Source organism: Acidovorax sp. NB1 (assembly GCF_005405905.1).
Classification (GTDB): domain Bacteria; phylum Pseudomonadota; class Gammaproteobacteria; order Burkholderiales; family Burkholderiaceae_C; genus Acidovorax.
This window is the reverse complement of the sequence record NZ_BJHU01000003.1, coordinates 164,045-183,533: the sequence shown is the minus strand read 5'-3', so window position 1 is coordinate 183,533 and position 19,489 is coordinate 164,045. Positions and strand designations below refer to the sequence as shown.

19 protein-coding genes are annotated in these 19,489 nt (G+C 65.5%); 7 read left to right on the top strand and 12 right to left on the bottom strand.

Annotation, left to right across the window (positions count from 1 at the left end; genetic code table 11):
• Positions 1-28 precede the first annotated feature (28 nt).
• The 5 genes from kynA to AvAM_RS00990 all read right to left on the bottom strand — a co-directional run bounded on the left by kynA (position 29) and on the right by AvAM_RS00990 (position 5,216).
• Positions 29-937 carry a tryptophan 2,3-dioxygenase gene (gene kynA, locus AvAM_RS01010; RefSeq protein WP_137745342.1) on the bottom strand — a complete coding sequence of 303 codons (909 nt, stop codon included), beginning with the start codon at positions 935-937 and terminating at the stop codon, positions 29-31.
• A gap of 2 nt (positions 938-939) precedes the next feature.
• Positions 940-2,250: a kynureninase gene (kynU, locus tag AvAM_RS01005; RefSeq protein WP_137745341.1), complete on the bottom strand. Its 1,311-nt coding sequence runs from the start codon at positions 2,248-2,250 to the stop codon at positions 940-942.
• A gap of 89 nt (positions 2,251-2,339) precedes the next feature.
• Complete coding sequence (gene kynB, locus AvAM_RS01000) at positions 2,340-2,993, bottom strand: arylformamidase (protein WP_137745340.1); 654 nt, start codon at positions 2,991-2,993, stop codon at positions 2,340-2,342.
• A 133-nt stretch (positions 2,994-3,126) separates the two neighbouring features.
• Positions 3,127-4,551 carry a HAMP domain-containing sensor histidine kinase gene (locus tag AvAM_RS00995; protein ID WP_249367858.1) on the bottom strand — a complete coding sequence of 475 codons (1,425 nt, stop codon included), beginning with the start codon at positions 4,549-4,551 and terminating at the stop codon, positions 3,127-3,129.
• On the bottom strand, positions 4,548-5,216 hold the full coding sequence (locus AvAM_RS00990; RefSeq protein WP_137745338.1) for a response regulator transcription factor: 669 nt from the start codon (positions 5,214-5,216) through the stop codon (positions 4,548-4,550). The genes AvAM_RS00995 and AvAM_RS00990 overlap by 4 nt, the downstream gene beginning before the upstream one ends.
• Before the next feature lie 133 nt (positions 5,217-5,349).
• Between AvAM_RS00990 and AvAM_RS00985 the strand changes: the two genes are divergently transcribed.
• Positions 5,350-7,332 carry a S9 family peptidase gene (locus AvAM_RS00985; protein WP_171012100.1) on the top strand — a complete coding sequence of 661 codons (1,983 nt, stop codon included), beginning with the start codon at positions 5,350-5,352 and terminating at the stop codon, positions 7,330-7,332.
• A gap of 179 nt (positions 7,333-7,511) precedes the next feature.
• Here the strand turns inward: AvAM_RS00985 and AvAM_RS00980 are convergent, their stop codons facing one another.
• Together AvAM_RS00980 and AvAM_RS00975 are read right to left on the bottom strand one after the other, a co-directional pair.
• Positions 7,512-8,081 (bottom strand): hypothetical protein, encoded by a 570-nt coding sequence (locus AvAM_RS00980; protein WP_137745336.1) that lies wholly within the window; start codon positions 8,079-8,081, stop codon positions 7,512-7,514.
• Between the two features lie 186 nt (positions 8,082-8,267).
• The gene (locus tag AvAM_RS00975) at positions 8,268-8,708 is read right to left on the bottom strand and encodes a hypothetical protein (RefSeq protein WP_137745335.1); all 441 of its coding nucleotides are present in this window, start codon (positions 8,706-8,708) and stop codon (positions 8,268-8,270) included.
• Between the two features lie 222 nt (positions 8,709-8,930).
• Between AvAM_RS00975 and AvAM_RS00970 the strand changes: the two genes are divergently transcribed.
• The 3 genes from AvAM_RS00970 to AvAM_RS00960 are packed head-to-tail and all read left to right on the top strand — an operon-like array spanning position 8,931 to position 11,451.
• Positions 8,931-9,269 carry a FeoA family protein gene (locus AvAM_RS00970; RefSeq protein WP_375708127.1) on the top strand — a complete coding sequence of 113 codons (339 nt, stop codon included), beginning with the start codon at positions 8,931-8,933 and terminating at the stop codon, positions 9,267-9,269.
• Positions 9,266-11,197: a ferrous iron transporter B gene (locus tag AvAM_RS00965; RefSeq protein WP_137745334.1), complete on the top strand. Its 1,932-nt coding sequence runs from the start codon at positions 9,266-9,268 to the stop codon at positions 11,195-11,197. The genes AvAM_RS00970 and AvAM_RS00965 overlap by 4 nt, the downstream gene beginning before the upstream one ends.
• 14 nt (positions 11,198-11,211) lie before the next feature.
• Positions 11,212-11,451 (top strand): hypothetical protein, encoded by a 240-nt coding sequence (locus tag AvAM_RS00960; RefSeq protein WP_137745333.1) that lies wholly within the window; start codon positions 11,212-11,214, stop codon positions 11,449-11,451.
• Positions 11,452-11,538: 87 nt separating this feature from the next.
• On the opposite strand, the gene AvAM_RS00955 is transcribed toward AvAM_RS00960, so the two are convergent.
• From AvAM_RS00955 to AvAM_RS00945, 3 genes are all read right to left on the bottom strand, one after another.
• On the bottom strand, positions 11,539-12,219 hold the full coding sequence (locus tag AvAM_RS00955; RefSeq protein WP_137745332.1) for a hypothetical protein: 681 nt from the start codon (positions 12,217-12,219) through the stop codon (positions 11,539-11,541).
• Positions 12,220-12,345: 126 nt separating this feature from the next.
• A complete protein-coding gene (argF, locus tag AvAM_RS00950; RefSeq protein ID WP_249367856.1) occupies positions 12,346-13,275 on the bottom strand; it encodes an ornithine carbamoyltransferase in 930 nt (309 codons plus the stop codon).
• 17 nt (positions 13,276-13,292) lie between these two features.
• Positions 13,293-14,489, bottom strand: coding sequence for an aspartate aminotransferase family protein (locus tag AvAM_RS00945; protein WP_137745330.1), 1,197 nt, complete (start codon positions 14,487-14,489; stop codon positions 13,293-13,295).
• A gap of 240 nt (positions 14,490-14,729) precedes the next feature.
• On the opposite strand from AvAM_RS00945, the gene AvAM_RS00940 reads away from it, so the two are divergent.
• Entirely contained in the window at positions 14,730-15,053 is a 324-nt protein-coding gene (locus AvAM_RS00940; RefSeq protein WP_137745329.1) for a DUF3579 domain-containing protein, read from the top strand.
• 5 nt (positions 15,054-15,058) lie between these two features.
• On the opposite strand, the gene AvAM_RS00935 is transcribed toward AvAM_RS00940, so the two are convergent.
• A complete protein-coding gene (locus AvAM_RS00935) occupies positions 15,059-16,264 on the bottom strand; it encodes an AAA family ATPase (protein ID WP_137745328.1) in 1,206 nt (401 codons plus the stop codon).
• A gap of 197 nt (positions 16,265-16,461) precedes the next feature.
• Positions 16,462-16,764, bottom strand: coding sequence for a 30S ribosomal protein S20 (rpsT, locus tag AvAM_RS00930; protein ID WP_015015385.1), 303 nt, complete (start codon positions 16,762-16,764; stop codon positions 16,462-16,464).
• A 189-nt stretch (positions 16,765-16,953) separates the two neighbouring features.
• Between rpsT and murJ the strand changes: the two genes are divergently transcribed.
• Both murJ and AvAM_RS00920 read left to right on the top strand, forming a co-directional pair.
• The gene (murJ, locus tag AvAM_RS00925; protein WP_137745327.1) at positions 16,954-18,513 is read left to right on the top strand and encodes a murein biosynthesis integral membrane protein MurJ; all 1,560 of its coding nucleotides are present in this window, start codon (positions 16,954-16,956) and stop codon (positions 18,511-18,513) included.
• A 96-nt stretch (positions 18,514-18,609) separates the two neighbouring features.
• Positions 18,610-19,464 carry a SirB1 family protein gene (locus AvAM_RS00920; protein ID WP_137745326.1) on the top strand — a complete coding sequence of 285 codons (855 nt, stop codon included), beginning with the start codon at positions 18,610-18,612 and terminating at the stop codon, positions 19,462-19,464.
• Positions 19,465-19,489 lie beyond the last annotated feature (25 nt).

Here is a 19,489-nt window from a genome sequence, read left to right as displayed (position 1 = left end):
CCTGTTTTTTTGCGGCGCGCCGTTGTGCTTACAGATCGGTGCGCAGTTTCCAGATTTCAGGGAACAGCACCACGTCCAGCATTTTGCGCAGGTAGCTCACCCCGCCCGTGCCGCCCGTCCCGCGCTTGAAGCCGATCACGCGTTCCACCGTGGTCACGTGGCGGAAGCGCCAGAGGCGGAAGGCGTCCTCGATGTCAGTGAGCTTTTCGCCGAGCTGGTACAGGTCCCAGTACTTCTGCGGGTCGCGGTACACCGCCAACCAGGCCTCTTTGACCGCTTCGCTTTCCGTGTACGGCTGCGTCCAGTCGCGCTCCAGGTGGCTTGCCGGAATGTGCAGGCCTTCCTTGGCCAGCAATTGCAGCGACACGTCGTACAGCGAGGGCGTCTCGTACGCCGACCGCACCTGGGCCAGCAGGTCGGGGCGGTGCTCATGCGGCTTGAGCATCGCTGCGTTCTTGTTGCCCAGCGAGAACTCGATGGCGCGGTACTGGTAGCTCTGAAAGCCGCTGGAGCTGGCCAGGTACGGGCGCATGGCCGTGTACTCGGGCGGCGTCATGGTGGCTAGCACGCTCCATGCGCTCACCAACTGCTCCATGATGCGGCTCACGCGGGCCAGCATCTTGAAGGCCTCGGCGCGGGTGCCCGTGTCGGGGTTGGCAATGCGGTCGATGGTCGCGCGCAGCTCGTGCAGCATGAGCTTCATCCACAGCTCGCTGGTCTGGTGCTGCACGATGAACAGCATCTCGTCGTGTGCGGGCGACAGCGGCTTTTGTGCGGTGAGGATGGCGTCGAGCTGCAGGTAGTCGCCGTAGCTCATGGACTTGCTGAAGTCGAGCTGGGCGCGCTCTTCGTGCACGATGGATTCGGGCAGTGCAGACGCTGCCTTGTCGCCCGGGTTGGCGTCGGCCGGTGTGTTGGAGTGGGAGAAGGGGCACATGATCAGGTCACTGCATGGGTCTGGTTGAACTCAGGCTTGCGCCACTCGCCACTCTCCAGCACCTGGCGCAGGTGCTCCACGGCATTCCACACGTCTTCAAAGCCCAGGTACAGCGGTGTGAAGCCAAAGCGCAGGATGTCCTTGTGGCGGCCCGTGCCGCCGTCGCCCTTGCGGAAGTCGCCGATCACGCCGCGTGCAATCAGCGCCTGCACGATGGCGTAGGCACCGCTGCCCTGGCCGTTCACGCCCGCACCTTCGTCGCGCGTCAGGCAGACCTGCGAGCCGCGCTGCGCATGGTCACGCGGCGTGGCCAGGCCCAGGCCGTGGCCTGCGCAGCGATCTTCCACCAGCTGGATGAACAGGTCGGTCAGCGCCAGCGACTTGGCGCGCAGCGCGGCCATGCCGCCCAGGCTTTGTGCGGCGGTGAAAACATCCAGCCCGCATTGCAGGGCCGACAGGCTGATGATGGGCTGCGTGCCACACAGGTAGCGCGTGATGCCCGGCGCGGGCTCGTAGTCGGGCGTGAAAGCAAAGGGTGCAGCGTGGCCCCACCAACCCGAGAGCGGCTGCCAGAAGCGGTTGGCGTGGCGCGGGTTGGCCCACACAAAGGCTGGTGCACCGGGGCCGCCGTTCAAATATTTGTAGCCGCAGCCGATGGAGAAGTCGGCGCCTGCGCCGTTCAGGTCCACAGGCACCGCGCCCGCGCTGTGTGCCAGGTCCCACACGCACAGGATGCCCTGGGCGTGCGCCGCAGCGGTGATGGCCGCCATGTCGTGCATGGCGCCGGTGCGGTAGTTCACGTGCGTGAGCATCAGCACGGCCACGTCGCTGGTCAGTGCAGCGTTGATCTCTTCAGGCTCCACCAGCACCAGCTCCAGGCCGCGCTCTTTGCACAGGCCTTCGGCAATGTAGAGGTCGGTGGGGAAGTTGCTGCGCTCGCTCACGATGCGTTTGCGGGTGGGGCTGTCTTCGCGGGCGATGTTGAGGGCGGCGCTCATCACCTTGTAGAGGTTGATGGAGGTGCTGTCGGTGCACACCACTTCGTCCTTGCCCGCGCCGATCAGCGGGGCGAGCTGGTTGCCCAGGCGCTGGGGCAGGTCAAACCAGCTGGCGGTGTTCCACGATTTGATGAGGTCCGTGCCCCATTCGCGCGTGACCACATCGGCCACGCGTGCGGCAGCGGCCTTGGGGGCCACGCCCAGCGAATTGCCGTCGAGGTAGATCACGCCCGGGGGCAGGGCGAAGTGCGCGCGCAGCGGCGCGATGGGGTCTTGCGCGTCGAGCGCGCGGCAATCTTGCAAGGTGGTGGTCATGGTGTTCAGAGTGGTTTGCTTCTGTTTTGATAGCTGCTAGCGCATGATGGACGCGCGGTGGAGGCCAAAAAATCTTGGATTTTTTCGGGCTACAGCGCGCGCAGCACGGCGCGCACGGGCGACGCATCCGCCGTGGTCAGCTTGAGCGGCAGGGCGATGAGTTCGTAGTCGCCCTCGGGCACAGCGTCGAGCACCAGGTTTTCGAGCACGCGCAGGCCCCGGCGGCGGATGACCTGGTGGCTGTCGAGCGTCTTGCTGTCGGCCGGGTCGATGCTGGCGGTGTCGATGCCCACCAGCAGCACGCCCAGGTCGGCCAGGCGCTCGATGGTGTCGGGCGCGTAGGCGGCCAGCTGGCCGTCCCAGCGGTCCACGGGCATGTGTTCGTAGGTGCGCACCAGCACGCGCTGGGGCAGGGTGCCATTCACTGCGTGGGCAATGTGCTCCCAGGTGATGAGCGGGCTGCAGCCGATGGCGTGGATCACGCGGCAGGGGCCCAGAAACGCGTCGAGCGGCACGTCGCCAATGGTGGCACCCTGTGCGTCGTAGTGCAGCGGCGCATCGGCGTGCGCGCCCACATGGGGCGACATCGTGATCGCGCTCACATTGACCGGGCAGCCGGGGCCGATGGTGGCGCACCACTGCTGGCTGTAGGCCGTGTCGCCGGGGAACACGGGGCTGCCCGCATGCACGGGCGGCGAGATGTCCCAAAGCTGGCGGACGGTGGGGGAAGAGGGCGTTGACATGGGACAAAGTTTGCATGTCTCGAAAAACCCGTGGTGTCGGTTATTTCCAACACCTCGGCGATTTTTTGTTGAGGCCTAAACTATTTTGATGCGGCAGTAGCTGGGCTGCTGGAGGGCTGCTGCCCCGGTGCCTTCAGGCGTGGTGTGGCAGTGGAATGTCCACGAAAAAGCCCACGCCCCGGCCGCCCAGCCCCGCGCCCATCTGCACCTGCCCGCCCATGCGCAGCACCGCCTGCCGCACGATGGCCAGGCCCAGGCCCGAGCCGTTGGCGGCGTGGCCCGCGCCCCGGTAAAAGCGCTCGAACACCCGCTTGTGTTCGGTGGCCGGGATGCCCGGCCCGTCGTCCTGCACCGACAGCCGCAGCGCCCCGCCCTCGCGCCGCAGCGCCACCGCCACGTTGCCGCCATGGGGCGTATAGCGCAGTGCGTTGTCGATGAGGTTGTGGGCGATGGATTCGAACGCAGGTTGGTCGAGCCGGGCGGGCAAGGTGTCGGGCGCGTCCAGCGACAGCTCGATCTGCCGTGTCATTGCATCAGGCGCGGCCTGCGCCAGCACGCCGCGCAGCCACTGCGCCACGTCCAGGTCGCGCGGGGCGGGGCGCTGGGCGTCGTCCAGCGCCGCCAGGTCCAGCAGTTGCTGCGCCAGGTGCGAGGTGCGGGCGATGGCCTGCTCCAGGTGGGCCTGGGCCTGCATGCGTTCTTCTTCGCTGGGCGAGCGGGCCATCACATGGGCCTGGGCGGTGATCACAGCCAGCGGCGTGCGGATCTCGTGCGCAGCGTCCTGCACAAAGGCACGCTCGCGTTCCACCTTTTGCCGCAGCTGGGCGAAGAGGTGGTCCAGCGACTGCTCCAGCGGCTTGAGTTCGCGGTGGCGGGCGTTGAAGCCTACCGATTGCAGGTCGTCCTGCCCGCGCTGCGCAATGCGGCTGGCCAGTTGCTGCAGTGGCCGCAGGCCATGGCGTACCGAGACCCACACCGCCAGCAGCACAAAGGGCGACGCCAGCAGCAGGTAGGGCAGCAGCGCGCGGCCGTTGTACTGCAGGAAGTTGGAGTCGGTGCGCTTGGTCTCGAACACGCGGAGCACCCAGCGCGCATGGCGGCCGGTGTAGATGCGGAACGACCGGCCCTGCAGGGCGGCTTCCTGGATAAACGGCTCTGCTTGGGGCGTGGCGGGTGGCAAGGCCACGTTCTGCAGCCCCGGCGATGCAAACACGCGCTGGCCCGATGCCGCATCCAGCAGTTCGTGCATCTGCACCCCGGGCAGCAGGCCCACCTGGCGGCGGCGGATGTTGGTCCAGTGGTCGGTGGCCGCTATGGCCGTGGCGGCGTGCGCGGGCTCGGTGATGGAGGCCAGCGAGTCCAGCACCGCGTCACCGTATTTCATCAGGCCCGGGTCGCGGGTGATGGTGTGTTTGTAGTTGACGAAGTTGTAGCCCAGTAGAACGACCCAGACCACCACAAACGCCACCAGCACCGAGGCCACGCTGCGGCGCATCAGCGTGGGCTCGGCCAGCCAGGCCCATGTGCTGCGCAACGTGTGTTTCATCGTTGTGGTCATGCTTGCAGCAGGTAGCCCACACCGCGCACGGTGCGGATCAGTTCGGGCCCGATCTTGCGGCGCAGGTTGGACACATGGACCTCCAGCGCGCCAAAGTCCAGGGGCTCGCCCAGCGGGTCCAGCCGCTGCGCGAGCACCCCCTTGGGCACCACGGCACCGGGTTCGCGCGCCAGCTCCAGCAGCAGCTGGAATTCACGCGGGGACAGGTCCAGCGCTTCGCCGCCGCGCAGCGCCCGGTGGCGGCGGGGCTCGATCACCAGCAGCTCGCCCAGCGCCCAGCGCTCGCTGGCCTGGCGGGCGCTGCGGCGCAGCACGGCGCGGATGCGCGACATCAGCTCAGCCGTGGCAAAAGGTTTGATCACAAAGTCGTCCGCCCCGCCGTCCAGCCCGGCCAGCCGGTCTTCCACGGCCGAGCGCGCCGTGATCACGATGATGGGCACCTGCCCGCCCTGGCCCGCCTGGTCGCGCCAGCGCGCCAGCAGGTCAAACCCGCTGCCGTCGGGCAGCGTCAGGTCCAGCAGCACGCAGTCCACCGTGGTGGCATCCACCGTGGCGGGCGCATCCACCGCGCGGCGCAGCCACTCGCTGGTCAGGCCCTCCACCTTCAGCGCGGACTGCAGCGCCCGGCCCAGGTCCAGGTCGTCTTCGATGAGCAGGATGTGCATGGGGTGGGATTGTGGCGGGAGCGGTGGCCGTTGCATGGTGCGACGGCAGGGGCCTTTGGCTGGCCTTAAGGCAAGGCTTTGCACAATGGCCGTATCCGGCGGCTCAACACAGGAACACAGGGAGAGAGGGTGTATGGCGTATCTGACAACAAACAATGCGAATGCGGTGCGGCGATGGTGGGGCGGTGCAGCGCTCGCCGCACTGCTGGCCCTGGCGGGCTGCGCCTCCGGGCCCACCCACCCCTCACTGGCCAACGCCCAGCTGCCCGAGATGATCCCGGTGCGCGATTTTGTGACCAGTCGGCAGGCCACCGGGGGCTACCAGGTGTCGCCCGACGGGCAGCGCATTGCGTGGTTCGGCGTCGATGGTGTGGTGCCTGCCATCTGGGTGCGCACCATAGATGGCAGCGAAGCCAAGGCGTTCCGCATCCGTGCGCGCACCATCCGGTTCAGTGCCGATAGCCGCTGGCTGGCGATCACGGCAGACCCGACCGGGGACGAAAACACACGCATCCACGTGGGCCTGGTGAATGGGCCCGACACCGGGTTGCGCGAGCTGATGCCCGCACAAAAGTCGGTGGCGCGCCTGGTGGATGTGGTGGAGGGCAGCTCGGACTTCATCGTCACCTCCAACCAGCGCGACAAGAAGGTGTTTGACCTGTACCGCGTGAACTCGGCGGATGGCGCGCCAGTGCTGCTGGCCACCAACCCGGGCAACGTCACCTGGTGGGGCGTGGACCGCACCGGGCAGCTGCGTGCCCGTGCACAGGTGCAAGGTGACCAGGGCCGGCTGGAGCGCCCGGGCGCAGAGCCCGGCCAGTGGGTGACCGCTGCGCAGTGGAGCCGCTGGGACACGCTGAACATCTTTGGCCTGCACGGCGAAGGGCACAAGGCCTGGGCCTTGTCCAACCGGGGGCGCGACAAGCTGGCGCTGGTGCGGCTGGACCTGGCCACAGGCGCCGAAGAGCTGTTTTACGCATCACCCGACGTGGACCTGGACAACGTGACCTTGAGCCGAAGCACGCGCGAGCCGCTGGTGGCTTATTCGATGCCCGGGTATCCGGCTCGCCAGGTGTTCGATGCGACGCTGGCCGCCCGGCTGGCGGCCCTGGCGGGGGACCAGCCTGCGGATGTGCGGGTGATCAGCACCGACCAGTCCGACCGCGTGCTTACCGTGGCCGTGACCACGGAGCGGGGCGCGCGCACCTATCTGCTGCGCGATGGGCACGAGCCGCAGTTCCTGGGAGAAAGCCGCTTGAGCATGATCGCCCATGCGCTGGTGCCCTCCGAGCCCATCACCTACACCGCGCGGGACGGCCTGCCCATCCATGGCTACCTCACGCTGCCTGCGGGCGTGCAGCAGCCGCGTTCGCTCCCGCTGGTGCTGTTGGTGCATGGCGGGCCCTGGGCGCGCGACCGCTGGGGCGAGGGCACCATGCGGCAGTTTCTGGCCAACCGGGGCTATGCGGTGCTGCAAGTCAACTACCGGGGCTCCAGCGGCTATGGCCGCAACCACATGGAAAAGGCCCGGGGCGAGTTCGCAGGCCGCATGCACGACGACCTGGTGGACGGCGTGCGCTGGGCGGTGCAGCGCGGCGTTGCCGACCCTGAGCGCGTGGCGATCTATGGCGCGAGCTACGGCGGTTACTCGGCCCTGGTGGGCGCGACCTTCACGCCCGAGGTGTTTGCCTGTGCGGTGGACATCGTGGGCGTGACCGACATCGCGCGCCTGCTGGAGGCTGCCCCGCCGTATTGGGAGCTGGGCCTGCCCTGGTGGCACCGCTACGTGGGCAACCCCGCCGTGCCCGAGGACCGTGCGCGCATGGATGCGAAGTCGCCCCTGTACCGGGCGGAACATGCACAAAAGCCCATCCTCATCATGCACGGCGTGAACGACCCGCGCGTGAAGCTGGAGCAGTCCGAATGGATGGTGGCAGCCCTGCGCAAGGCGGGCAAAGAAGTCGATTACGTCACCTTCAAAGGCGACGGCCATGGCAACCAGCGCTGGCCCAACAACCTCACCATGTACCGCAAGACCGAAGACTTCCTCGCTCGGTGCCTGGGTGGGCGCACCAGCGGGTTTGATTACTACCAGCTGGGGGCGTGGGCGTTCTGAGTTGAAACCGGAGTGACTCGAAATGCGCTGTTGAAATGGAGTTGCAACTCATGTCACAGCGCTGGGCTCCGATAAGAGGCAATATGAACTCCGGGGCTAGACTTCTGCCTTCGGCCAGGAGCTGTCACTGGTGACAAAAAACAGTCGCGCGTCCAACGACTTAAGGGGCCAGAGAGCGCTCAATCGCGGTCCCGACTAGATGCCTCTGGTGCGCCAACTTTGAGCCAAGCGGTGTGAGACATGCCGTAGTAGTAGAGCAGGCCTTTTCCTAGCTGCTCTTTAGCTTGAGATAGCCCTGTTTCCCGGTAGCATCGCCTCAGGCTTTCCACCTCCGCATTGAACGCAGTTTCCTCCAAAAGTGAGGGAGTCCTACGCATAGGAAATTTGACCGTGGGAAGCTTGTTCAGCATAGTCACGATGTCTTGCAAGAGTGAGTGCTGAACCTCGATTTCTTCCGCCAGTGGCTCTCCGCATGCAGCAAGGGCAAGGCTCATTACTTCCTTGCCATGCGGCAGGCTCTCTGCTCTGGAGCGAAGGTGGGGGACATAGCTAGCCCTTGGGGCAAGTGCCGATAACCAGGCTCCCCAGTTAGCCTCGCGCCAACCAAATGAAAACAGCAGATCCTGAAGCAGTTCATCGTTTAGTGAACACATCCCCCTGCGGCAGCAGTAGAACAACTCAAGGGGCTCGCATAAGACCGCGGGGTAATCATCAATAAATTTTCTGTATCCCTCGCCGGTGACCTTCATGGACTGCAGCAGACCTAGGATTCGGCCATTGCCTAGCTTCAAGTAGAGCATCGGTTCGGTACTCTGCAATAGATGAAGACTGTCAGTGGAGTAGTAGTAAGGGCGACGCATCTAGCAAGTCTGGCCGTGAATAATGATTGCTTGGGAAAATGGTAGCGCTAGACCGCTTTGGGCCCTAAGCCAACATCAGGGCTTTCGATAGCGCTTTCGACGTTCACGGTGGATGCGGAGGTCGTCAGATATTGATTTCTCCTCCCCGGCGCCAAAGATGGCAACCCAGCCGACAAACACGGAAAGCCCGGCGATGAGAAGAATCGTCGTGAGGTCCTGTGACATCTTGAAAGCCACGATGGCAAGCACCAGCAGTAACAGTGCACAGCCTCCAAGAACTAGGTGCCTCACCCAGAGGTACGTCCCGTAGAGCAGGCGTTCAGTGCCAGAGACAGGCTCGGCGGAGCCTCGCTTGTCCTCAAAAAATGCCTGCCAAAAAATCCAGAAGATGATGGGGGCCAACAGTACTGCGAAGAGCACGCTCTCCGTATCTGTTGCCAGCCAGACAGCGAGCGCAATCAAGGCAATGCCAACCACCGTGAGAACTCTGCGCTCAACGACCTCCCAACGCTCCATGCCTTCTCCTCGACGAGTGTGTCAATTTCTGCCCCTGGCTGGATTCTGCCCTCACACACATACTGGCTTGGCTCCCGCCAGTCTCGTGTGACACGTGCGGGCGGTGCACAGCGCCTCGAGCTGGGTTTGCTCTGGATCAGACTCTGCAGCCTTGCCCTGGCAGTGGGATGGTGATATTGATAAAATTGAGAATCAATATCATTAACAACAAGGCATTCCCCCATGAAAGCCATGGACCATGGCGCGGCTGCGCTGCTGCATGAGCGCGCCGGGTGCTCCGCATCCATCGGCCTGGACACGCTGCCCCTGCGCGCCCAGGCGCTCGTGACCGGGCTGCTGCCTGCCCGTGATGCGCAGGAACACAGTGTGTTGTTGCGCCTGCTGGAAATCGGTTTTCTGCCTGGTGAAACCGTGCACGTGGTCGCGCGCGGCGGGGTGGGGGGTGACCCCATCGCGGTGCGTGTGGGGCAGGTCACGTTTGCGCTGCGCAGGCCAGAGGCGTCCATGGTGCAGGTGCAGCGGCTGGATGCAGCCGGGCAGGCGCTGGAGGAGGCGGCATGAACGCGAAAGCATCCGCTGCAGCGTCCCTGCCCCCGTCTGACGCCCCGCTGCGCATTGCGCTGCTGGGCAACCCCAACTGCGGCAAGACCGCGCTGTTCAACCTGCTCACTGGCGCACGCCAGAAGGTGGCCAACTATGCGGGCGTGACGGTGGAGCGCAAGGAGGGGCTGCTGCAGACCGCTGCGGGCCGCCGGGTGCGTGTGCTGGACCTGCCGGGCGCCTACAGCCTGCACGCGCACAGCGCGGACGAGGCCATTACCCGCGACATCGTGCGAGGGCGTCGCACGGGTGAGCCTGTGCCCGACCTGCTGGTGTGCGTGACCGACGCCACCCACCTGCGCCTGAACCTGCGCCTGGTGCTGGAGGCCCGCGCCCTGGGCCTGCCCATGGTGCTGGTGCTCAACATGATGGACGTGGCCGAGCGCCAGGGCATTGCCATCGACCGCGAGGTGCTGTCGCGCGTGTTGGGCATGCCGGTGCTGGCCACCGTGGGTGTGCGCGGCAACGGCGCCCAGGAGCTGGTGCAGTGGCTGGACGGTGTGAGCCTGCAGCAGCTGCAGCGCCCGGTGGTGGCGTCCGATGCGGCGGCGCGGCTGGACGCGAGTGACCTCGAAGCGCAGAACGATGTCATCCGCACGCACCAGGAGGTGCGGCGCATTCTGGACCTGGCAGTGCGTGTGCCCGAGGTCAGCCTGCGCGCCGATGACCGGATCGACGCGGTGGTGCTGCACCCTGTGTGGGGCCTGCTGATCCTGGCCGCCACGCTGTTCCTGATGTTCCAGGCGGTGTTCAGCTGGGCCGAGCTGCCCAAGTCGTGGATTGAAGACGGAGTAGGTTGGCTTGCAGCACTCGTCAACAGCCACATGGCCGATGGCCCCTTGCGCAGCCTGCTGACCGATGGGGTGCTGGCGGGTGCGGGTGGGGTGCTGGTCTTTTTGCCGCAAATCCTGTTCCTGTTCCTGTTCATCCTGGCGCTGGAGGACTCGGGCTACCTGCCGCGTGCGGCGTTTTTGCTGGACCGCGTGATGGGCACGGTGGGCCTGTCGGGCCGCTCGTTCATTCCGCTGCTGTCGAGTTTTGCGTGTGCTGTGCCGGGCGTGATGGCCACGCGCTCCATCACCCACTGGCGCGACCGGCTGGTGACCATCATGATCGCCCCGCTCATGACCTGCTCGGCGCGCCTGCCGGTGTATGCGTTGCTGATTGCGGCCTTCATCCCCGAGCGCACCGTGGCGGGGGTGTTCAACCTGCAGGGCGTGGTGCTGTTTGCGCTGTATGTGGCGGGCATTGCCAGCGCCATGGCAGTGGCGGCCGTGGCCAAGCTGGCCCGCAGCGACACGCGTGCCACGCCGCTGATGATGGAGCTGCCCGCGTACCGCTGGCCCAGCGTGCGGGGCCTGGCTTACGGCCTGTATGAGCGGGCGGTGATTTTCATCAAGCGGGTGGGCGGCATCATCCTGGCCGTCACCGTGTTGCTGTGGTTCCTGTCCACCTACCCCGGCGCACCAGAAGGCGCCACGCAGCCCGCCATCACCTACAGCCTGGCAGGCCAGCTGGGTCGCCTGCTGGAGGTCATCGTCGCACCGATTGGTTTCAACTGGCAGATTGCCATTGCGCTGGTGCCCGGCATGGCGGCGCGCGAGGTGGCGGTGAGTGCGCTGGGCACGGTGTACGCGCTGTCTGCCACGGGGGAGGAGGCCGCTAGCCAGTTGGGGTCGATGATTGCGGGCTCTTGGTCACTGGCCACTGCGCTGTCGTTGATGGCCTGGTATGTGTTTGCGCCGCAGTGCATCTCCACCATTGCCGCCGTGCGGCGTGAGACCAACGGCTGGCGCTATCCGCTGCTCATGGTGGGGTACCTGTTTGCCATGGCCTATGCCGCCAGCTTTGTGACCTACCGCGTGGCGCTGGCGCTGGGCGGGGGCTGAGGAGAAACGTTGTGATGGCCCAGCAATTCATCGTTGGTCTGATCGTGCTCGCGGCGGCACTCTATGTGCTCTGGCGTTACCTGCCCGGGCGCTGGCGCCAGGGGTTGGGCAAGGTCCACCCGGGGTTGGCCGAGTCGCCTGGCTGTGGCGGGAGCGATGGTGGGTGCAGCAGTTGTGGCAGCTGCGGCGTGCCGCCTGAAACGGGCGCCGAAAAGCCGATTGCCATGCCTGTCCCGCGCAGGCCAATGGCGTAAGATTGCTATCTATTTAATAGCTATCTGCGCTTTGCGGATGCGCGGTAAGGCCTGTTTTCTTCAACAAAACTGCGCCTTGGCAGCCTGCTACGTGTAGAGCCTGCCTTCTCCCAGCGCACGCAAGGCCTGCTGGAGATTGGCGCGCGCCTGCGCCTCGTAGCGCTGCGCAAAGTACGCAGTGCCATAGATGTGCGGGCGGTCCAGAAACCCCTTCAGCACCGCGCTGCGCCCTGCCACGTAACGGGGCCAGCGCACAAAGAAGTATTCGCGCCGCACGTTGCGCTCGAACTGGCGGTACACCGCGTCGCTTTGGCCGAGGATGGCCAGGTCGATGTCCACCACCCACAGCGCATCGCCCGTGAGCGGGCCCGGGGTGTGGCGGGTGTCCATCACATGCTGGTGCACGGTATCGGCCAGCGTGGTGGGCAGCCCTTGGTGCAGGAGGAACTCGCGGGCCCAGTCGGCGCTGCGCGCCTCGTTGTGCCCACTCCACGGCCAGTAGATGGCGTCGTGATACCACAGGGCCAGCGCCACGGCATGGGGGTTGTGGAGCGCGCCGGGCTGGTGGTCCTGCACCGCCTGCAGGTGCCGTAGGCAGGCACGCAGGTGGGTGGTGTCGTGGTAGGCGCGGGGCCAGCGGGCCCAGCTGCGCAGCAGGCGCCGGCCCTCGGCGCGCCAGGTGGGGGTGTCGCGCCCCAGCGCTTGGCCCAGCGACTGCCAGTGCGCCAGCAATTCGGCGCTGTGGGCGGGCTGGCGGCGCCAGGGCATGGGGATCTGTCGGGCGGATTCGCGTTTGATCTACTGGAGCCGTTCGGGCTGAGCTTGTCGAAGCCTCGCGCGGCGCTTCGACAAGCTCAGCGTGAGCGGATCTGTATTTCTTAACGCCTATCGGGATCAGGCAACACGGCCGAGCAAAAGGTACTCCATGAGTGCTTTCTGCACGTGCATCCTGTTTTCTGCCTCGTCCCACACCACCGACTGCGGCCCGTCGATCACATCGGCCTCGACTTCTTCGCCCCGGTGCGCGGGCAGGCAGTGCATGAAGAGGGCGTCGGGTTGGGCGGCGGCCATCATTTCGGTGTCCACGCACCAGTCGGCAAATGCCTTCTTGCGCGCTTCGTTCTCGGCTTCGTAGCCCATGCTGGTCCACACATCGGTGGTGACCAGGTCGGCGCCCCGGCAGGCTTCCATGGGGTTGCTAAAGAATTGATAGCTGTCAGCGCTGATTCCGTGCGCGCCAGCGGCCAATTTTTCATCAATTTCATAGCCACGGGGCGTGCTCACATGCACCTTGAAGCCCAGCAGCGATGCTGCCTGCACCCAGGTGTTGGCCATGTTGTTGCCGTCGCCCACCCAGGCCACCGTCTTGCCCTGGATCGAGCCACGGTGCTCGATGTAGGTGAAGATGTCCGCCAGGATCTGGCAGGGGTGGTACTCGTTGGTCAGGCCGTTGATCACGGGCACGCGCGAGTTGGCGGCAAAGCGCTCGATCTTGGCCTGCTCGTAGGTGCGGATCATCACCAGGTCGGTCATGCGGCTGATGACCTTGGCGCTGTCTTCGATGGGCTCGGCGCGACCCAGCTGGCTGTCGCCCGTGGTCAGATGCACCACGGAGCCGCCCAGCTGGTACATGCCGGCCTCGAAGCTCACGCGCGTGCGGGTGCTGGCTTTCTCGAAGATCATGGCCAACGTGCGGTCCACCAGCGGGTGGTGCTTTTCGTAGGCCTTGAACTTCTTCTTGATGAGCGCGGCGCGCTCGAACAGGTAGGCGTATTCGTCGGCGGTGAGGTCGGTGAACTGCAGATAATGTTTCAGCGTCGTCATGACAATCTTGCTTTGCTTCATTCAGCCAGGATGGCTTTGACCAGCGGGGTCAGCTTGGCGACGATCTCGTCGGCCTCGGCCGTGGTCAGGATCAGAGGAGGCACCAGGCGGATCACGCTGTCGGCCGTGACCGACAGCAGCAGGCCCGCTTCGGCCGCGCGGCCGATCAGGGCGCCGCAGGGCTTGTTCAGCTCGATGCCCAGCATCAGGCCCTGGCCCCGGATCTCCTTGACGCCCGGCAGGCTGCCCAGCTCGCGCGCCAGTGCCGCGCGCAGGTGGTTGCCCACCTGGGTCGCATTGTGCAGCAGGCCGTCTTCTTCCATGATGCGGATGGTTTCGACCCCGGCGCGCATGGCCAGCGGGTTGCCGCCGAAGGTGGTGCCATGGTTGCCGGGCTGTAGCACGCTGGCTGCCTTGGGGCCCGCCACCACCGCGCCAATCGGCACGCCCGAACCCAGGCCCTTGGCCAGGGGCATCACGTCGGGCACGATGCCCGCCCACTGGTGGGCAAACCACTTGCCGGTGCGGCCCATGCCGCACTGCACTTCGTCGATCATCATGAGCCAGCCGCGCTCGTCGCACAGCTTGCGCAGCTGCTGCAGGTATTCGATGCGCATGGCGTTGATGCCGCCTTCGCCCTGGATGGTCTCGAAGAACACAGCGACCACGTTGGGGTTGCCCTCGGTGGCTTGCTTGATGGCCTCGATGTCGTTCATCGGCACGCGCACAAAGCCCTCGACCAGCGGGCCGAAGCCGCTGTGGATCTTGGGGTTGCCGGTGGCAGACATGGTGGCAATGGAGCGGCCATGGAAGGCCTTCTCATAGACCACGATCTCGGGCTTGGCGATGCCCTTGTCCACGCCGAACTTGCGGGCGATCTTCAGGGCCGCCTCATTGGCTTCCAGGCCCGAGTTGCAGAAGAACACGTTCTGCATGCCCGACAGCTCCACCAGCTTGGCGGCCAGCTGCTCCTGGCCGGGCACGTGGTAGTAGTTGGAGGTGTGGATCAGCTTGGCGATCTGGTCCTGCAGTGCGGGCACGAGCTTGGGGTGGTTGTGGCCCAGCGTGTTCACGGCGATGCCGCCCAGGCCGTCCAGGTATTCCTTGCCGTTCACATCCCACACGCGGCTGCCTTGTCCACGCTCCAGTGCGATCGGCACGCGGCCGTAGGTGTTCATCACGTGGGGCGAAGCGGCTTCGATGAAAGCGGTCATGCGGGAATCTCCAGACGGTACGGTGGCAAAAAACGAAGCACGATTCTAGGGCGCGCACTGTGATCTTCTGTTGACGATTGCTCATTACTGCAATGCTGCGCACTACCCGACTTTTGCCCGCTTGCTGGAGCCCGGCATAGGGATTAGAGGGCCAGCTCTTATATAAGAGTTAGAATACGCGTTGCGGTGCAGCATGCAGTGATCCTGTATCTGGCGCGCTCACTACCACTCCAATCCCCGATGGTTTCCCCCTCCTCTAAAGAAGTCTTCATTCAGGGCATCACCCATGACGGGAAAACCTTTCGGCCCAGCGACTGGGCCGAGCGGCTGGCCGGGGTGATGAGCAGCTTTCGCCCCGGTGGAGCCCGGCCCGGCAGTCACCTGAGCTATTCGCCTTGGTGCATTCCCACCACGCTCAATGGCATCAAGTGTGTGGTGGTGCACCGTGATCTGCAGGGGCACGAGCCCATGGCCTGGGACTTTGTCATCAACTTTGCGCGTGACAACAACCTGCAGGTAGCCGAGGCCTGCCTGCTGCCCGATCCGCCCCCCGCCAAGGGCTGAGGCGCTCAGTTTCCTTTTTCTGCACCCAGCCGGGGTGCATCGCCAGCGGGGCTCGCACGCAGCAACTGGTCGGCCTGCAGCCGGTTCATCCAGGCTTTTTCCACAAACGGATCCGTCACGCCGTAGTGTCCGTGTTTCACGCGCATGAGCAGGTTGGCCGAGGTCATCGTGCCGATGATGCCTTGCACCTCCTGGGCCGTGACTTCGCGGCCGATCTGCTTCGCATAGGCCTTGAGCGCCTCGCCGGTGAACACGCCCTTCACATCGCCGCCAATGCTGCAGATGCGCGAGAACACGGCTTCGGCCAGCGGGCCCATGGCTTCCACCTTCTGCAGTTCCACATCCGCCGCTGCAGCGCCCAACGACTGTGCGATGGTGGGCAGGTGTTCGTCGGGCAGGGCGTCCGGCGGCAGGCTGCGCAGTACGTTGAGGGCCTTCATCAGCTCCTCGGGCCGGCTGCCCATGCTGCGAAAGGCCGCCTCGGTGACTTCCGCCGAAGGCAGCATGGCGCCCAGCTGGGGGCCGACCTGCGCCAGCACGTAGTCGATGAAGTCCCGCCCCAGCACGGGGAATTCGTTGGTCACCGCGCCGTTGAAGGCCTGGTTGCCCTTGAGCGTGAGTTCCTGCACGCGCGCACGGTGTGAGCCGGTGCCGATGAAGAGGAAATGCCCCGGCGTGCCCGGGCGGGTGTTGATGGCGTCGCGCGCCGCCTTCAGCGCGTGCAGCAGGTGGTCGCCATCGGCACTGCCCAGCGCGTGCTGCACCTCGTCCACGATGAGCACCACATCCGTCCGGGCTTGGTCGATCAGCTCCTGGAACGCCTGGGCCAGGCTCACGCCGTCGTCTTTGCCCACATCGGCGAGCTTGAAGCCAAACTTGAAGCCCGCTGCGCCCGCTTCGAGGTTGGTGACTTCCTTGAGCCGCTTCAGGATGCTTGAGCCGGGCAGCTGCAGCTCTTTGAGCGTCTTGCGGATGGCCTCGTGCACCAGATCGGCCGGGTTGGCCTGCGGTTGGCTCCACAGGTCCACATAGACCACGATGGCGCCCAGCGCCTCCAGGGCAGGGATCAGGTCGGTGGCCAGGAAGGTGGTCTTGCCCACGCGCCGCTGGCCCGACAGGAACAGGCCGGAGCGCAGCGAGGTGTCCAGGAACGAGGGCCTGAGCAGCTGCTGGGCCATCTGCTCGGCGAGGGCGGTGCGGCGGAAGGTCATGGTTTATTGGTTTTTATGAAATTCCAATAATTATGCTTTTCGAATAATTTAAGGTAAAGCCTGCCGTTTCAGGCCCGGAAACGAAAAAACCGCCCGAAGGCGGTTTGTTCGTTTTTTTGCTGGCAGCGCACCCGTTACAAACGGCGAACGGCGGGGCCGTTCGGGCTGTTTGCCTGCCGGGGCAGGCGGTGAATGAATTAAGCGGCTGCGGGTGCCAGGGCTTTCACCTTGGCAGACAGACGGCTCTTGTCGCGAGCAGCCTTGTTCTTGTGGAAGATGCCCTTGTCGGCCACGGTGTCCACCACGGCTTGCATCTTTGCGAACAGTTCGGTCGCCTTGGTCTTGTCGCCAGCCAGAACAGCCTTTTCGACGTTCTTGACAGCGGTACGGTATTTGGAACGCAGCGAGGTGTTTGCAGCGTTGATCTTGACGTCCTGACGGACGCGCTTACGGCCCGAAGCGAGGCGGGGGTTCTTCTTTTTGGGTTTAGCGGATGCCATGATGAATATTCCTTGGGTCTGTGGATGTTGCCAGCAAAGCCAGCGATTATAGCCCAGAGAGGAATTTTTACCACTGCCCTGCCAGCAACCGGCACGGTGCCATCGCCAGGGCGCCTGTGGGGCCGGCTTGCGCCGTGCCGCCAGGGGTGTCCCTGGGGGCGGCGAGCATCCAGGGCTACACTTCTTGCGGTGTCGTTATTCAAAGCCGCCTCCACCGTCTCCCTGCTGACCCTCGCCTCCCGCATCACCGGGCTGGTGCGCGAGTTGCTCATGGCCTCCGTCTTCGGGGTCAGCGCCATGACGGACGCCTTCAACGTGGCGTTCCGCATTCCCAACCTGTTCCGCCGCGTGCTGGGCGAGGGGGCCTTCAGCCAGGCCTTTGTGCCGGTGCTGGCCGCCACCCGCGCGCAGGAAGGTGATGACGGCGCCCGGGCGCTCATCGACCATGTGGGCACGCTGCTGGCCTGGACGCTGGTGCTGCTGTGTATCGCCGGGGTGCTGGGCGCGCCGTGGATGGTGTGGGCCATGGCCAGCGGGCTCCAGCCCCAGGGGTTTGACGCCGCCGTCACCATGACGCGCTGGATGTTCCCCTACATCGGCTTCATGTCGCTGGTCGCGCTGGCCGGGGGCATTCTCAACACCTGGAAGAAGTTTGCAGTGCCCGCAGCCTCGCCCGTGCTGCTCAACATCGCGCTGATTTTGTCCATCACGCTGGGCGCGCCACTGTTTGCGCGCCACGGCATCGAGCCCATCTATGCCCAGGCAGCGGGCGTGATGCTGGGCGGCCTGCTGCAACTGGCCATCCAGGTGCCCGCGCTGCTGCGCCTGGGGCTGTTGCCGCGCATTGGCGTGCGCTGGGCGGCCATCCGCGCGGCCTGGGCCGACCCCACCACACGCAAGGTGGCGCGCCTGATGCTGCCCGCGCTGCTGGGCGTGAGCGTGGCGCAGATCTCGCTGCTCATCAATACCCAGATCGCCTCGCACCTGGCCACGGGCAGCGTGAGCTGGATCACCTATGCTGACCGCTTGATGGAGTTGCCCACCGCCCTGCTGGGCGTGGCGCTGGGCGTGGTGCTGATGCCGCAGCTGGCCAGCGCCCGCGCCAAGCAGGACGACGAGCGCTACTCGGCCATGCTGGACTGGGGGCTGCGCCTGGTCGTGCTGCTGTCGGTGCCTTGCATGGTGGCCCTGCTGGTGTTTTCGCAGCCGCTGGTGGCGGTGCTCTACCACTACGGCGCCTTTGGTGACGAGGACGTGCGCAAGACCACGCTGGCGCTCACGGGCTATGGGGCGGGCCTGGTGGGTATCGTGGCCATTAAAGTGCTGGCACCAGGCTTTTACGCCAAACACGACATGCGCACCCCCATGCTGATTGCCTTGGCGGTGTTGGTGCTCACGCAGCTGATGAACCTGGTGCTGGTGCCCTACCTGCAGCATGCGGCCTTGACGCTGACCATCGGCATCGGCGCCATCATCAACGCCACCTGGCTGTTGGTGGGCCTGTTGCGGCGCGGCAGCTACAAGCCCCTGCCGGGCTGGGGCAAGTTTGCTTTGCAGGTGATTGCCGCGAGCGCCTTGCTGGCCGTGCTGCTGGTGTGGGGCGCGCAGCATTTCGACTGGGTGGAGATGCGGGGCAAATCCTGGCAGCGCATCGGCCTGCTGGCCGCGCTGATGGTGGCCGCCGCTGTGCTGTACTTTGGCGCGCTCTGGGCGGCGGGCCTCAAGCTGCGCCAGATGCTGCGGCGCTGAAGCCCCGTGGCATATTGACCCAAAGGCCACAAATGCCCTGTCAAGACGGGTTTTCTGTCGATTGACGCTGACCGATGTGACGCTTAAAAATTCACTATGTCTCTGAGCTATTCCGTGCCCACCTCGCTGGAGTACTTTGCATCGCTGGTGCACAGCGATGAGCACTTTCCGCTGCTGGAGGCCGCCGCCAGCCTGGCCCAGGACGAATACCCCGAGTTCGACGTGCAGCAACTGCTGGGCGACATGGACCAGCTGCTCGCGCGCATCCAGCGCCGCCTGCCTGCTGATGCTCCTGCGCTGCAGCGCCTGCGCACGCTCAACCAGTTCTTTTTTGCCGACCTGGGCTTTGGCGGCAACATCAATAACTACTACGACCCCGAAAACAGCTACCTGAACGCCGTGCTGCGCACGCGCCGGGGCATTCCCATCAGCCTGGCCGTGTTGTGGATGGAGCTGGCCCAGGGCCTGGGGTTGCATGCGCGGGGCATTGCGTTCCCCGGGCATTTCATGGTCAAGGTGCTGCTGCCCAAGGGCCAGGTGGTGCTGGACCCGATCTCGGGCCAGTCATTGAGCCGCGAGGAGCTGGCCGAGCGGCTGGAGCCTTACAAGCGCCGCAACGGTCTGGTGGACGACTACGACGTGCCGCTGGGCCTGTACCTGCAGGCCGCCACGCCGCGCGACATCATTGCGCGCATGCTGCGCAACCTGAAGGAAGTGCACCGCACCCAGCAGGACTGGCAGCGCCTGATTGCCGTGCTCGACCGGCTGATCGTGCTGCTGCCCGAGGCCTGGGGCGAGCGGCGCGACCGGGGGCTGGCCCATGCCGAGCGGGGCAACACCCCCGACGCAGTGGCCGATCTGGAGGCCTACCTGGCCCATGCCGAGGACGGGCTCGACATCGACCTGATTGCCGACCGGTTGAGCGCGCTGCGCCGTGCTGGCGGCGACTGAGCGATCAGGCTTCCTCCATTGCTCC

Excerpts from the sequence above, each read along its gene's own strand:
- kynA (WP_137745342.1), bottom strand. The coding sequence starts at position 937 with ATGTGCCCCTTCTCCCACTCCAACACACCGGCCGACGCCAACCCGGGC.
- kynU (WP_137745341.1), bottom strand. The coding sequence starts at position 2,250 with ATGACCACCACCTTGCAAGATTGCCGCGCGCTCGACGCGCAAGACCCC.
- kynB (WP_137745340.1), bottom strand. The coding sequence starts at position 2,993 with ATGTCAACGCCCTCTTCCCCCACCGTCCGCCAGCTTTGGGACATCTCG.
- AvAM_RS00995 (WP_249367858.1), bottom strand. The coding sequence starts at position 4,551 with ATGACCACAACGATGAAACACACGTTGCGCAGCACATGGGCCTGGCTG.
- AvAM_RS00990 (WP_137745338.1), bottom strand. The coding sequence starts at position 5,216 with ATGCACATCCTGCTCATCGAAGACGACCTGGACCTGGGCCGGGCGCTG.
- AvAM_RS00985 (WP_171012100.1), top strand. The coding sequence starts at position 5,350 with ATGGCGTATCTGACAACAAACAATGCGAATGCGGTGCGGCGATGGTGG.
- AvAM_RS00980 (WP_137745336.1), bottom strand. The coding sequence starts at position 8,081 with ATGAAGGTCACCGGCGAGGGATACAGAAAATTTATTGATGATTACCCC.
- AvAM_RS00975 (WP_137745335.1), bottom strand. The coding sequence starts at position 8,708 with ATGGAGCGTTGGGAGGTCGTTGAGCGCAGAGTTCTCACGGTGGTTGGC.
- AvAM_RS00970 (WP_375708127.1), top strand. The coding sequence starts at position 8,931 with ATGAAAGCCATGGACCATGGCGCGGCTGCGCTGCTGCATGAGCGCGCC.
- AvAM_RS00965 (WP_137745334.1), top strand. The coding sequence starts at position 9,266 with ATGAACGCGAAAGCATCCGCTGCAGCGTCCCTGCCCCCGTCTGACGCC.
- AvAM_RS00960 (WP_137745333.1), top strand. The coding sequence starts at position 11,212 with ATGGCCCAGCAATTCATCGTTGGTCTGATCGTGCTCGCGGCGGCACTC.
- AvAM_RS00955 (WP_137745332.1), bottom strand. The coding sequence starts at position 12,219 with ATGCCCTGGCGCCGCCAGCCCGCCCACAGCGCCGAATTGCTGGCGCAC.
- argF (WP_249367856.1), bottom strand. The coding sequence starts at position 13,275 with ATGACGACGCTGAAACATTATCTGCAGTTCACCGACCTCACCGCCGAC.
- AvAM_RS00945 (WP_137745330.1), bottom strand. The coding sequence starts at position 14,489 with ATGACCGCTTTCATCGAAGCCGCTTCGCCCCACGTGATGAACACCTAC.
- AvAM_RS00940 (WP_137745329.1), top strand. The coding sequence starts at position 14,730 with ATGGTTTCCCCCTCCTCTAAAGAAGTCTTCATTCAGGGCATCACCCAT.
- AvAM_RS00935 (WP_137745328.1), bottom strand. The coding sequence starts at position 16,264 with ATGACCTTCCGCCGCACCGCCCTCGCCGAGCAGATGGCCCAGCAGCTG.
- rpsT (WP_015015385.1), bottom strand. The coding sequence starts at position 16,764 with ATGGCATCCGCTAAACCCAAAAAGAAGAACCCCCGCCTCGCTTCGGGC.
- AvAM_RS00920 (WP_137745326.1), top strand. The coding sequence starts at position 18,610 with ATGTCTCTGAGCTATTCCGTGCCCACCTCGCTGGAGTACTTTGCATCG.